Here is a 12,801-nt window from a genome sequence, read left to right as displayed (position 1 = left end):
TCGGGGAGCGGGGCGTGGTGCGTGCGATCGCAAGGCGCCGGAAGGCCCTCGTAGCGGAGCTACTAGGGCATTTCGGCAACGCGGCGAGCGTGCGTGCCACGCCCCGCGAGCCCAGATCACAACCCCAGACAGGCCCTAGTCCAGATAGCCCCGCAGCTGATCGGCGAAGGCGTGGTCGCGAAGCTTGTTGAGCGTCTTCGACTCGATCTGGCGGATCCGCTCCCGCGTCACCCCGAAGATCCGGCCGATCTCCTCCAGCGTGCGGGGGCGGCCGTCGGCCAGTCCGTACCGCAGCTGCACCACCTTGCGTTCACGCTCGCCGAGCGTCGACAGCACGGCCTCCAGGTGCTCGCGGAGCAGCAGGAAGGCCGCGGACTCCACGGGTGAGGCCGCGTCGCCGTCCTCGATGAGGTCGCCGAGGGCGACATCGTCCTCCTCGCCCACCGGCGCGTGGAGCGACACCGGCTCCTGGGCCAGCCGCAGCACCTCGCTCACCCGCTCCGGGAGCAGGTCGAGATGGGCGGCGACCTCCTCGGGGGTGGGCTCGTAGCCGCGCTCCTGGAGCATCCGGCGCTGGACCCGGACCACCCGGTTGATCAGCTCGACGACATGCACCGGGACCCGGATCGTCCGGGCCTGGTCGGCCAGGGCGCGGGACATGGCCTGGCGGATCCACCAGGTGGCGTATGTCGAGAACTTGTAGCCGCGGGCGTAGTCGAACTTCTCGACCGCGCGGATCAGGCCGAGGTTGCCCTCCTGGACCAGGTCGAGCATGGTCAGACCGCGGCCGACGTAGCGCTTGGCGACGGAGACGACGAGGCGGAGGTTGGCCTCGATCAGCCGGCGCTTGGCCATCCGGCCCAGGACCACCAACCGGTCCAGGTCCAGGGCGAGTTGGGTGTCGAGGTCGGGGGCGTTGCCGAGCTTCTCCTCGGCGAAGAGGCCCGCCTCGACCCGGCGGGCCAGCTCGACCTCCTCGACCGCGGAGAGCAGCGGTATCCGCCCGATCTCGCGGAGGTACTGGCGGAAGAGGTCGGCGGAGGGGCCGCTGGTGTCGGCGCGGGCGGGCGGCTCGATCGGTTCTACGGGCTCCACGGCCTCGACCGGTTCGACAGGTTCGGCGGGCTCCACGGGCTCCGCGGGTTCCGCTTCGGGGGCGGCGCCGTCGGGCGCGGGGGCCGTGGCGGTGTCGGGGGCAAGCTCGGCCATGGGGTCCGGTGCGGTGTCCTGGCCGGTATCCGGTACGCCTTCCGGGGCGAGGTCCGCCGAGTCCTCGGGCATGGCCGGCGCTACCGCTGTGGCGCGGGGCGAGTGGGGGGACAGGGGGTGCGCCGCGAGGGCCGCGTCGGTGAGGGTCTGGGTCTGCACGGGGGCGACCTCCAGGGTGATCGCTGCTGAGGGGGCAGAACGATCGGGTACGGCACGGCGGCCGCGCCGCCGTCCGTCCCGTACATCTTGAGCGACTCTGCGGGGGATTCCGGCCCTACCCGGCCAAGACCGCCGCGCTCCGAGGACTCAGGCACCGCATCCCAGTGTGGAGTACGACACAGGCCCGCCACGAGGGGCGTGCGGGCACTTTTTGCTCAGCGGCCCGTGACCGTACGACTACCCGGCGACTACAGCGAGCCCTCCGGCCCGCCCGCCGGAGCACGAACCTGCTGGCCGGAACCCGTCCACCGACCCTCGCCACCCCCGGCCGCCGCTGCCGCCCCGGCCGCCCCGAGCCGCCCGGCCCAAGCGCCCGCTCGTTCCTACAGCGCCGCCGCGCCCCGGTCCCGGAGGGACTGGCCGTACTGCTGCAGCACCCACAGCTCGTTCTGCACGGCGGCGAGGTGGGCGGGGTCGGCGTGCTGCCCCAGGCGCTGGAGGGTGCCCCGCACCTCGGTCACGCGGTGGTTCACGGCGGCCAGCCGGACGGCCACCAACTGCACCCCCGCGTACACCTCGTCCGGGTCCCGGCGGGTGTGCGGCGGCTCGACGGCGAGCTCGGTGACCATCGCCCGGACCGTGTCGTCGGGCGCCGCCTCCCGGACCCGGGCGAGATAGTCGTCGTCCGCGGCGGCCGCGCCGCCCGCGTCCTCGATGGCGCGGCGCACCGCCGCGTACGGCGGGGCGGTGAACTCGTCGATGCCGTAGGCGTCGAAGGCCGGGGAGACCAGATGGGGGTGTTGCAGCGCCAGCTTGAGCAGCTCGCGCTCGACGCGATGGGCGGGGCTGCGCAGATTCAGGGCGGGACCGCGCGGGACCGGCGGCGCGCCCGCGGCGCCGGGGCCCCCGTCAGGGCCTCCGGGCCCGCCCGGACCCCCGCCGCGCTGGTCGCCCCGGCCGCCGTACCGGGCGCCACCCGGGCCGCCGCCCCGCTGATCGCCGCGGCCCCCGTGCTCCGGGCCGCCCGGCCCGCCGTTCTGCCTGCTGCGGGCCAGCCCGCGCACCCGGCGGACGATCGACTGCTCCTCCGCCTGGGTGGCGATGCCGACCATCCCGATCAGCCGGATCGCATAGCGGTCCCGCAGCCCGGGGTTCTTGATCGCCGCGACGACCGGCACCGCCTCGTCGACCGCGGCGATACGGCCCTCCTCGGTGTCCAGGTTGTAGCGGGAGACGATCGATTTCAGGGCGAACGCGAACAGCGGGGTGCGGGTGTCGACCAGGTCCGCCACGGCCTCGTCGCCGCGGGCCAGGCGGAGTTCGCATGGGTCCATCCCGTCGGGCGTGATCGCGATGGAGGTCTCGGCGGCGAACCGCTGATCGTCCTCGAAGGCGCGCAGGGCCGCCTTCTGCCCGGCCGCGTCGCCGTCGAAGGTGAAGATCACCTCCGCGCCCGAGTTGTCCATCAGCAGCCGTCGGAGGATCTTGATGTGATCGCCGCCGAACGAGGTGCCGCAGGTGGCGATGGCGGTGGTGACCCCCGCGAGATGGCAGGCCATGACGTCCGTGTAGCCCTCGACCACCACCGCCCGGCTGGATTTGGCGATGTCCTTCTTCGCGAGATCGATGCCGTAGAGGACCTGGGACTTCCGGTAGAGCGGGGTCTCGGGGGTGTTGAGGTACTTCGGGCCGTTGTCGTCCTCGCGCAGCTTTCGGGCGCCGAAGCCGACCACCTCACCGGCGATGTCCCGGATCGGCCACATCAGCCGGCCCCGGAAGCGGTCGATCGGGCCGCGGCGGCCCTCCTGGGCGAGCCCGGAGACGATCAGCTCCTTGTCGGTGAAGCCACGGCCGCGCAGGAAGCGGACGAGGTGGTCCCAGCCGGCCGGGCTGTAGCCGACGCCGAAATGCTGCGCCGCGGCCTGGTCGAAGCCGCGCTGGGCCAGGAAGGTGCGGCCGATCTCCGCCTCGGGGCGGTCCAGCTGCTCCACGTAGAACTGCGCGGCCACCTTGTGGGCCTCGACCAGCCGGGTGCGCTCGCCCTGCTGGCGGCCGGGGGTGTAGCCCCCCTCCTCGTAGCGCAGGGTGATCCCGGACTGGGAGGCCAGCCGCTCGATGGTCTCGGCGAAGGAGAGGTGGTCGATCTTCATGATGAAGTCGACCGTGTCGCCGCCCTCCTGGCAGCCGAAGCAGTAGTAGAGGCCCTTGCTGGGACTGACCTGGAAGGACGGGCTCTTCTCGTCGTGGAAGGGGCACAGGCCCTTGAGATTGCCACCCCCCGCGTTCCGCAGCTGGAGGTATTCGGATACGACGGCGTCGATCGGGACCGCTGCCCGTACCGCCTTCACGTCGTCATCGTTGATCCTGCCTGCCACGCCCGAATTCTACGGCCGGGGTCCGACAAGGCTGTCCGCCGCCTGCCGGACCCCGGCGAATACCTGCCCGGGGGGCTACGGGAGCAGCGAGTTCAGCGGGACGGCCGGGTCGGCCAGGGCCGCCGGGTCGAGCTGCTGACCGCCGCGGATGAGCCGTTGGATCGATTCGGTGACATCCCAGACGTTGACGTTCATGCCCGCGAGCAGGCGGCCGTCGTTCAGCCAGAAGGCGACGAACTGCCGCTTGCCGACATCGCCGCGCACCAGCACCTGGTCGTAACTGCCGGGCGGGGCGTAGCCGGAGTACTCCAGGCCGACGTCGTACTGGTCGGAGAAGAAGTACGGCACCCGGTCGTACGCGACGTCCTGGCCGAGCATGGCGCGGGCCGCCGCCGGGCCGCCGTTCAGCGCGTTGGCCCAGTGCTCGACGCGCAGCCGGGCGGTCGGCGGGAGCGCGGCCCGTACGGGGGTGCCTTCGAGGAACGCGAGCGGGGCGGAGGCCACGTCGCCCGCCGCGAAGATGTCCGGGTCGCTGGTGCGCAGCGAGGCGTCGACCGCGATCCCGCCGCCCGCCGCGCGGTCCACCACCTCCAGGCCCGCGGCCTCGGCGAGGGCGGTGCGCGGGGCGGCGCCGATGGCGGCCAGCACGCTGTGGGCGGGGTGCTCCTCGCCGTCGTCGGTGAGGGCGGCCAGCACCATGCCGTCCTGGCCGGTGATCTCGGTGAGGCGGGCGCCGAAGTGGAAGCGGACGCCGTGCTCGCCGTGGAGGTCGGCGAAGAGGGCGCCCAGCTCGGGACCGAGGACGGGGTGGAGCGGGGTGGGCTCGGGCTCGACGATGGTCACCTCGGCGCCGTAGCCACGGGCGGCGGCCGCGACCTCGAGGCCGATCCAGCCCGCGCCCGCGATGACCAGCTGGCCGTTGTCCCGGCCGAGGGTGGTGAGGACGCCCTTGAGTCGCTCGGCGTGGGCGAGCCGGCGCAGATGGTGGACCCCGGCCAGATCGGTGCCGGGGATGTCGAGGCGGCGCGGCTCGGCGCCGGTGGCCAGCAGCAGCCGGTCGTAGTGGACCCGGGTGCCGTCGCCCAGGGTCACGGCCTTGGCGGTGCGGTCCAGGTGGACGGCGGGCAGGCCGAGGTGGAGCTCGATATCGGACTGGGCGTACCAGGCGGGCTCGTGGACGAAGACGCTGTCGCGCTCCTGGCTGCCGGTGAGGAAGCCCTTGGAGAGCGGGGGCCGTTCATAGGGGTGGTCGCGTTCGTCACCGATGAGGATCACCCGCCCGGTGAATCCCTCCGCTCGAAGGGTTTCCGCGGCTTTCGCCCCGGCCAGGCCCCCTCCGACGATGACGAATGTCTGGTGTGCGTCCACCACTTGTGTCCTCCTCGCTGCCGAGCGGTGCCGAGCGGTTCCTCTATGAGTGCCTTACCCCGGTCGTGTCAGGTCGTGCGCTCCGAAAGCCGTCCTGAACGCTGTGCCGGGAAAGCCGTGCCGAGAGGATGTGCCGAAAGCTGTGTCACAGGGGAGCCTCCCGCACCGCGCGTGCGTCCGGAAGGGCCGGTAGGCCGTATGTGTGCGCGGAAGCCGTATCCGGCGGACGGCCTCCGGCTTCCGGCTTCTGGCTTCCGGCTTTTGGCTTCTGGCTTCCGGCTTCTGGCTTCTGGCTTCTGGCTTCAGCCGGTGAGCCGGGCGTGGAGCGGCTTCAACCGGTGAGCCAGGCGTGGAGCCCCCGGGCCGAGGTGTCGGTCAGGGAGGCGATCTGGTCGACGATGGCCCGCAGCCGGCCCCGGTCGTCCCCGGCCGCGTCGAAGAGCGCGCGGAACTGGGGGTCCAGGCCGTCGGGGGCGCGGGCGATCAGGGCCTCGCCCAGCTCGGCGATGACCACGCGCTGATCGGCCCGGAACAGCTCCTGGTCGGCGCGCTGGATCACATACCGGTCGGCGACCGCCTTGAGGACCGCGCACTCCAGGCGGGTGGCGCGGGGGACGACCAGCTCGGCGTGGTAGCGGGTGAAGCGGCCCGTGCCGTACGCCGCGCGGGTGGCGCCTTCGGCGGCCAGGCAGAAACGGCCGATGAGCTGGCTGGTGGCGTCCTTGAGCCGGGCCTGGGCGACGGACGAGCCGTCGTAGCCGTGCGGCCACCACTCCTGGCCCAGCAGTCGGTCAAGCGCCTCGGCCAGCTCGTCGGGCTCGGCCCCCGGGGCGTAGCGGTCGGCGGCGACGGCGAAAACCTCGCGGCGCTCGGGCTCGGCGAGCAGGCTCGCGGGGTTCAGATGGCCCGCGTGCAGCCCGTCCTCGACGTCGTGGACGGAGTAGGCGACATCGTCGGACCAGTCCATGACCTGGGCCTCGAACGTCGTACGGCCCTCGGGGGCGCCCTGCCGGTACCACTCGAAGATCGGGACGTCGTCCTCATAGACCCCGAACTTCGGGGAGCGGGGGCTGTGCGGATGGCCGCCGCGTGACCAGGGGTACTTGGTGGCGGCGTCCAGCGCGGCGCGGGTGAGGTTGAGCCCGACGCTCACCGGCCCGCCGGTGCCCCGGTCGGGCAGGAACCGCTTCGGCTCCAGCCGGGCCAGCAGCCGCAGCGACTGTGCGTTTCCCTCGAAGCCGCCGCAGGGCTCGGCGATCTCGTTGAGCACCCGCTCGCCGTTGTGCCCGAACGGCGGATGGCCGAGGTCATGGGCGAGACAGGCCGTCTCCACCAGATCCGGGTCGCAGCCGAGGGCGGCCCCCAGCTCACGGCCCACCTGGGCGCACTCCAGGGAGTGGGTCAGCCGGGTGCGGGGCGTGGCGTCGAAGGCCGGGGCGAGCCCGGCCGGTCCGGGGGCGGCGGCCGGTGAGGCGGGCACCACCTGGGTCTTTCCGGCCAGTCTGCGCAGCGCGGCGGAGTGCAGCACCCGCGCCCGGTCCCGCTGGAAGGCGGTCCGGCCCGGCCGCTTGTCGGGCTCGGGCGCCCAGCGCTCGAGATCCGCCGCGGCATAGCCGGGGACGCGGCGGGGGCCGGCCTCGGGGACACCGGCCGGGACGGCACCGGTCGGGGCGGCACCGGCCGAGTCGGCCGGATCCGGTTCCGGTTCAGGGGGTGCGCTGGGTCTCATACACCGACGGTAGCCGCCGGGTGTGACAAGGGCGCAGAGGCCAGCGCCTGTTCGTAACGGCGCAGTACGAGACGCGCCACCGCCGGATGGGCGCCGAGCGGGGCGGCCGCGAGGCCCGGGGCGGCGCTCGCGCACTGGGCCGCGAAACGGCCGGGCGCGGTGAAGTAGGAGGCGACCGCGATCCGGTCGTGGCCGAGCGCGGCCAGGGCGCGCACGGCCTCGGACAGGGAGGGACCGGAGCCGGAGGCGTAGCCGGGCAGCACGGGCACCCCGCCGAGCCGGGCGCTGAGCAGGGCGGCGGTACGGGCCGTGTCGACGGCCGCGTCCGGGTCGCGGGAGCCCGCGGCGGCGAGGACGACGCCGCCGCCCGTCCCGTGCGGAACCGCGGCGCGTCGGCCCGCCTCCGCCAGCCGGGCGTGCAGTGCCTCGGCGAGCAGCGGGTCCGGGCCGAGCGGGGCGGCGATCCGGGCGGTGAGGTGGGGCGCGGCGGCGACGGCGTCCGGGATGTCCCGTTTGATGTGGTGGCCGCGGCTCAGCAGCAGCGGGACGAGCACCGCCTCGCCGCGCAGCGCGGCCAGTGTGTCGGTCAGCAGCGGCCGGTTGAGCTCGATATGGCCGAGGCGTACGGGCAGCCCGGGGCGGAGCGCGCGGACGCGGTCCAGGAGGGCGTTCACGGTGCGCAGCGCCTCGGGGTCCCGGCTGCCGTGGGCGACGGCGACGAGCGTCGGCGGGCGATCGCGGCCGCCCCGGGGGACGCCGTGGGGGCCCAGCCGGTCGAGCTGGGTGGTGAGCTGGGCGGTGAACCGGGTCATGATCTGCTGGGCACTGTCGAAGTCCGCCGTGCCGTCGGGGCCATGAGGACCGAGAGGGCCATGAGCACCACGAGGGCCATAAGGACCAGGCGGACCGGGAGGAGCGGCGTGGGGCGTCATGACGAGAGCCTGGCAGCGGCAGATTGCACCGCCATTGCGTGGCCGTCACAGGTGATTGCGTCGACTTCACCGGCCGTCCGGCGCCGTGCTGAGGTCCGCTTCCCGCAGGCGTAATGCGAGGTGACTCGGGCTGTAACACGGCCGTAGCACGCTCCTTCACATGGCGCACGTTCCGGTTCCCGGGGAGCACTCCCCCGCCTCCTCCGACCCCGTCGATACGCACTGCCCTTACTGTTCGCTGCAGTGCGGTATGGCACTGCGCCCGCTGCCGCCGGGCGGCGGACCCGGTGACGGGCCGGGCGGTCGGCCGGTCGGTGTCGAGGTCGTCGAGCGCACCGCGTTCCCCGTCAACCGTGGCGCGCTGTGCGGTAAGGGCCGCACCGCGCCCGCCGTGCTCTCCTCCCGGGTGCGTCTGACCGAGCCGCTGGTCCGCCGCCCTGACACCGGTCGGCTCGAACCGGCCACCTGGGAGGAGGCCCTCGACCGGATCGCCGAGGGCCTGGAGTCCACCCGCCGGGCGTACGGCCGCGACGCGGTGGGCGTCTTCGGCGGCGGTGGGCTGACGAACGAGAAGGCGTACGCGCTGGGCAAGTTCGCCCGGGTGGTGCTCGGCACCTCACAGATCGACTACAACGGCCGGTTCTGCATGTCCTCGGCCGCCGCCGCCCATCAGCGGGCCTTCGGTCTTGACCGAGGGCTGCCGTTCCCGCTGGCGGACGTGGCCCGCACCGGATGCGTCGTCCTCGTCGGCTCGAACCTGGCCGAGACCATGCCGCCCGCGCTGCGCTATCTGACCGAGCTGAAGGAGGCGGGCGGCCGGCTGATCGTGGTCGATCCCCGGCGGACCCGCACGGCCGAGCAGGCGGATCTGCATCTGACGCCGCGCCCCGGCACCGATCTGGCGCTCGCGCTGGGGCTGCTGCACCTGGTGGTCGCGGAGGGCCGGGTGGACGAGGAGTTCGTCGAACGGCGCACCAGCGGCTGGCCCGAGGCGCGGGCCGCCGCGATGGCCCACTGGCCGGAACTGGTGGAGCGGATCACGGGCGTCCCGGTTCCTGAGCTCCGTAAGGCCGTCACGATGTTCTGCGACGCCGAGAGCTCCATGGTGCTGACGGCCCGCGGACCCGAGCAGCAGTCCAAGGGCACCGACACCGTGGGCGCGTGGATCAACCTGTGTCTGGCCACCGGCCGCGCGGGCCGCCCGCTGTCCGGCTACGGCTGTCTGACCGGCCAGGGCAACGGCCAGGGTGGCCGCGAACACGGCCAGAAGGCCGATCAGCTGCCCGGCTACCGCAAGCTGGACGATCCGGCCGCGCGCGCCCATGTGGCGGCCGTGTGGGGCGTCGAACCCGACGACCTCCCCGGGCCGGGGCGCAGCGCCTACGAACTCCTGGACGCGCTCGGACGGGACGTCCGGGCGCTGCTGCTGATGGGCTCCAACCCGGTGGTCTCCGCCCCGCGCGCGGCCCATGTGGAGTCCCGGCTGCGGTCCCTGGACTTCCTGGCGGTCGCGGACGTCGTGCTCTCGGAGACCGCCGCGCTCGCCGACGTGGTGCTGCCGGTGGCCCAGTGGGCCGAGGAGACCGGGACCATGACCAATCTGGAGGGCCGGGTCCTCCTCCGCCGGGCTGCCCTCACCCCGCCGCCGGGCGTCCGGACGGACCTGTGGGTGCTGAGCGCGCTCGCGGCCCGGCTGGGCTGGGAGAAGGGGTTCCCGGCGGACGCGGAGGAGGTCTTCGAGGAACTGCGACGGGCCTCGGCCGGGGGCCCCGCGGACTACTCGGGCATCACGTACCGGAGGATCGCGGAGGAGGACGGGGTGTTCTGGCCCTGCCCGGAGAGCGCGGAACGGGACGACTCGGAGGGGGCCCAATGCGTGAGCCCGGCCGACTCCATGAGCCCTGCCGACGCCGTGAGCCCTGCCGACGCCGTGAACCCCGCCGACTCCATACCGGCCGACTCCATAACCGCGGGGGCCCGCCCGCACCCCGGCACCCCCCGCCTCTTCCTCGACCGCTTCGCCACGGACGACGGCCGGGCCCGCTTCGCCCCCGTCAGCCATCGCCCGGCGGCCGAGGAGCCGGACGCCGAGTATCCGGTGCTGCTGACGACGGGCCGGGTGCTGGCCCAGTACCAGTCCGGCGCCCAGACCCGGCGCGTCGGCGAGCTCAACGAGGCCGCGCCCGGCCCCTACGTCCAGCTCCACCCGCTGCTCGCCGAGCGGCTGGGGGTGGACGAGGGCGCGCCGATCGCGGTGGTCTCCCGGCGCGGCCGCGCCGTGGCCCCGGCCCGTATCAGCCGGGACATCCGGCCGGACACGGTGTTCATGCCGTTCCACTGGGCGGGGCCGGGGCGGGCCAACACGGTGACGAACCCGGCGCTGGATCCGGTGTCGCGGATGCCGGAGTTCAAGGTGTGCGCGGTGCGCCTGGAGCCCGCCGGGGGCTGACCGCTTCCGGTCAGCCTCGGCTCCAGCTCTCGACCTCCTTCAGGTACGCCGCCCGCGTCTCCTCGTCCAGGAAGGCGGCCTGGAAGGAGTTGCGGGCCAGGGCGCGCAGGGTGGCCTCGTCGAGTCCGAGCGCGTCCCGTACGGCGGTGTAGTTGTCGCCCACGTAGCCGCCGAAGTAGGCGGGGTCGTCGGAGTTGACCGTCACCAGCAGACCGGCGTCCAGCATCGCGGGCAGCGGATGGTCCTCGATGCGGTCCACGACGCGCAGCCGGACGTTCGACAGGGGGCAGACGGTCAGCGGGGTACGGTCCGCGACCAGCCGGGCCACCAGCGCCTCGTCCTCCAGGCTCCGCACCCCGTGGTCGACGCGGTCCACGCCGAGGACGTCCAGCGCCTCCCACACATACGCGGGCGGCCCCTCCTCTCCCGCGTGCGCGACGCACTTCAGCCCGGCCCGCCGCGCCAGCGCGTACACCTCGCGGAACTTCGACGGCGGGTTCCCGACCTCCGCCGAGTCCAGGCCGACGGCGGCGATCCGGTCCAGGTGGGGGCGGGCCGCCTCGAAGGTCGCCAGGGCCGACTCGGCGCTCTCGTCGCGCAGGAAGCACATGATCAGGCGCGTGGTGATGCCGTACGCGCGCGGCGCGGCGTCCAGCGCGCGGCCGATCCCGCGGATGACCGTGTCGATCTCCACGCCGCGCGCGGTGTGCGCCTGCGGGTCGAAGAAGATCTCCGCATGCCGTACGCCCTGCGCACGGGCGCGGGCCAGATACGCGTTGGTGAGGTCGGCGAAGTCGTCCTCGGTGCGCAGCACGGTCATCAGCGCGTAGTAGAGGTCCAGGAAGTCCTGGAGGTCGCCGAAGGAGTACGCGGCCCGCAGCTCCTCCTGGGTGGCGAACGGCAGCTCGACCTCATTGCGCCCGGCGAGCGCGAAGGCCAGATCGGGCTCCAGGGTGCCCTCGATATGGAGATGGAGCTCTGCGGTGGGAATCGGGGGCATGGCGGAGATCACCTGCTGGTTTTTGGTGGGGCGAAACGGCTGGTCAAGACTATGCGGGAGCGGATGCATCACCCTTGTGGGGGTAATACGAACGGAAGACGGATACCACCGGGGGGCCGTCGCTACGGTGAGCGAAACAGTACGCTCCGTAGCAGATGGAGGACGCGGTGACCGCGATATTGGAGCGGCCGATGACCACAGAAAGCACACCGGCAGCCGAGCAGCCCCGAGAGGAGCCCCTGACGGGGTTCGAGGAACTGCTCCGGGCCACGGAGGAACTGGATACACCGGACGGCTACAAGGCCGAACTCATCAGGGGGAAGATCGTCGTGTCGCCGTGGTCGAGGCCGTATTACAAGCGGCACATGAGGTCACTGCGCCTACAGCTCGCACCCCATGTTCCCGAGGGCCACGACCCCGACACCTCCCCCTTCCTCTTCAGCTTCCCCACATCCGAGCGCGCCTACGGGCCGGATCTCCATGTAGCGGACCTGAAGGCATTCGTGGGCGACGCGCGCCATGTGGACGGCGCGGCGCTGTCCCTCGTCGCCGAGCTCACGTCCGTCTCCACCCGGGATGTCGACTGGCAGGAGAAGCTCGAGGTCTACGGTCGCCATGTGCCGGTGTACCTCGTGCTCGACATGCAGACCGAGGAGATCACGGCCTTCTGGGATCCGTCGGACCATGGCTACCTCGCCCGGATGACGGTCCCGTTCGGCAAGCCGCTGCCCATTCCCGCTCCGTTCGACTTCGATCTCGACACGACCGATTTCGTGGATCAGCCGGAAGAGGCCGAAGCCACCAAGTAGTTCGAGGCAACCGCCATCCCCCTCTCCGGCGTCACACAGCGCGAGCTGATCAGTGAGGCGGAGAGGGGGCACGCATGCTGGGGTGGGTGCGGGGGCGGTTGCCGAGGACACGGCGGGGGTGGCGGCGGCTGGTGCAGGGGGGCGTCCTCGTCTGCGTACTGGCCCTGCTCCCCGCGACCTGGCTGCGGCTGAGCACGGACGACCGGATCCATACGGTCGCCGATGTGCCCCCGGCCCCGGTCGGGGTGGTCTTCGGGGCAGGGCTGTGGAACGGGGAGCCGTCGCCGTATCTGGCGCACCGGCTGGACGCCGCCGTACGGCTCTACAAGGCCGGCAGGGTCCATGCGCTGCTGGTCACGGGCGACAACAGCCGCCATGACTACGACGAGCCGGACGCGATGCGCGCGTATCTGGTCAGGCGCGGGGTCCCGGACCGGCGGATCGTGAGCGACTTCGCGGGATTCGACACCTGGGACTCCTGCGCCCGGGCCCGGCGGGTCTTCGGGGTGCACAAGGCGGTGCTGGTGAGCCAGGGGTTCCACGTCCGCAGGGCGCTGGCGCTGTGCGGGGCGGCGGGGATCGACGCGTACGGGGTCGCGGTTGACGAGCCGCACGATGCGACCTGGTACTTCGGTGGCACGCGGGAGGTCGTGGCGGCGAGCAAGGCCGCGCTGGACGCGGCGTTCGAGCCGGATCCGCACTTCCTGGGGCCACGGGAGCGGGGGATCGAGGAGGCGCTGGCGGAGCGGGGCTCGGGCGCGCGTTGAGCGG

The 12,801-nt window shown here is 73.0% G+C and carries 9 protein-coding genes; 3 read left to right on the top strand and 6 right to left on the bottom strand.

Features of this window, described 5'->3' with window-relative positions; translation table 11 throughout:
• Nucleotides 1-135: 135 nt before the first annotated feature.
• The 5 genes from ACMTAK_RS33645 to ACMTAK_RS33625 all read right to left on the bottom strand — a co-directional run bounded on the left by ACMTAK_RS33645 (nt 136) and on the right by ACMTAK_RS33625 (nt 7,652).
• Nucleotides 136-1,368, bottom strand: coding sequence for an RNA polymerase sigma factor (locus ACMTAK_RS33645; protein ID WP_413809643.1), 1,233 nt, complete (start codon nt 1,366-1,368; stop codon nt 136-138).
• Between the two features lie 383 nt (nt 1,369-1,751).
• Entirely contained in the window at nt 1,752-3,743 is a 1,992-nt protein-coding gene (gene dnaG, locus ACMTAK_RS33640; protein WP_413809642.1) for a DNA primase, read from the bottom strand.
• 75 nt (nt 3,744-3,818) lie between these two features.
• The gene (locus tag ACMTAK_RS33635; RefSeq protein WP_413809641.1) at nt 3,819-5,114 is read right to left on the bottom strand and encodes an NAD(P)/FAD-dependent oxidoreductase; all 1,296 of its coding nucleotides are present in this window, start codon (nt 5,112-5,114) and stop codon (nt 3,819-3,821) included.
• Between the two features lie 328 nt (nt 5,115-5,442).
• On the bottom strand, nt 5,443-6,840 hold the full coding sequence (locus ACMTAK_RS33630; RefSeq protein WP_413809640.1) for a deoxyguanosinetriphosphate triphosphohydrolase: 1,398 nt from the start codon (nt 6,838-6,840) through the stop codon (nt 5,443-5,445).
• Nucleotides 6,837-7,652, bottom strand: coding sequence for a sirohydrochlorin chelatase (locus ACMTAK_RS33625; protein ID WP_413809639.1), 816 nt, complete (start codon nt 7,650-7,652; stop codon nt 6,837-6,839). Before ACMTAK_RS33625 ends, ACMTAK_RS33630 begins: the two co-directional genes overlap by 4 nt.
• A gap of 280 nt (nt 7,653-7,932) precedes the next feature.
• Here ACMTAK_RS33625 and ACMTAK_RS33620 point away from each other — a divergent pair, with 280 nt between their 5' ends.
• Entirely contained in the window at nt 7,933-10,221 is a 2,289-nt protein-coding gene (locus ACMTAK_RS33620) for a molybdopterin oxidoreductase family protein (RefSeq protein ID WP_413809638.1), read from the top strand.
• Between the two features lie 10 nt (nt 10,222-10,231).
• Here the strand turns inward: ACMTAK_RS33620 and ACMTAK_RS33615 are convergent, their stop codons facing one another.
• A complete protein-coding gene (locus tag ACMTAK_RS33615; protein ID WP_413809637.1) occupies nt 10,232-11,221 on the bottom strand; it encodes an adenosine deaminase in 990 nt (329 codons plus the stop codon).
• 167 nt (nt 11,222-11,388) lie between these two features.
• On the opposite strand from ACMTAK_RS33615, the gene ACMTAK_RS33610 reads away from it, so the two are divergent.
• Both ACMTAK_RS33610 and ACMTAK_RS33605 read left to right on the top strand, forming a co-directional pair.
• On the top strand, nt 11,389-12,030 hold the full coding sequence (locus tag ACMTAK_RS33610; RefSeq protein ID WP_413809636.1) for a Uma2 family endonuclease: 642 nt from the start codon (nt 11,389-11,391) through the stop codon (nt 12,028-12,030).
• A 74-nt stretch (nt 12,031-12,104) separates the two neighbouring features.
• Nucleotides 12,105-12,797: a SanA/YdcF family protein gene (locus tag ACMTAK_RS33605; RefSeq protein WP_413809635.1), complete on the top strand. Its 693-nt coding sequence runs from the start codon at nt 12,105-12,107 to the stop codon at nt 12,795-12,797.
• Nucleotides 12,798-12,801 lie beyond the last annotated feature (4 nt).

It is taken from the genome of Streptomyces lacaronensis (assembly GCF_047337785.1).
Lineage (GTDB): Bacteria > Actinomycetota > Actinomycetes > Streptomycetales > Streptomycetaceae > Streptomyces > Streptomyces lycopersici.
This window is presented reverse-complemented; position numbering and strand designations above follow the sequence as displayed.

What these genes read in the sequence shown, in the direction of transcription:
- ACMTAK_RS33630 (WP_413809640.1), bottom strand. Translation starts at nt 6,840, where the DNA reads ATGAGACCCAGCGCACCCCCTGAACCGGAACCGGATCCGGCCGACTCG.
- ACMTAK_RS33625 (WP_413809639.1), bottom strand. Translation starts at nt 7,652, where the DNA reads ATGACCCGGTTCACCGCCCAGCTCACCACCCAGCTCGACCGGCTGGGC.
- ACMTAK_RS33620 (WP_413809638.1), top strand. Translation starts at nt 7,933, where the DNA reads ATGGCGCACGTTCCGGTTCCCGGGGAGCACTCCCCCGCCTCCTCCGAC.
- ACMTAK_RS33615 (WP_413809637.1), bottom strand. Translation starts at nt 11,221, where the DNA reads ATGCCCCCGATTCCCACCGCAGAGCTCCATCTCCATATCGAGGGCACC.
- ACMTAK_RS33605 (WP_413809635.1), top strand. Translation starts at nt 12,105, where the DNA reads ATGCTGGGGTGGGTGCGGGGGCGGTTGCCGAGGACACGGCGGGGGTGG.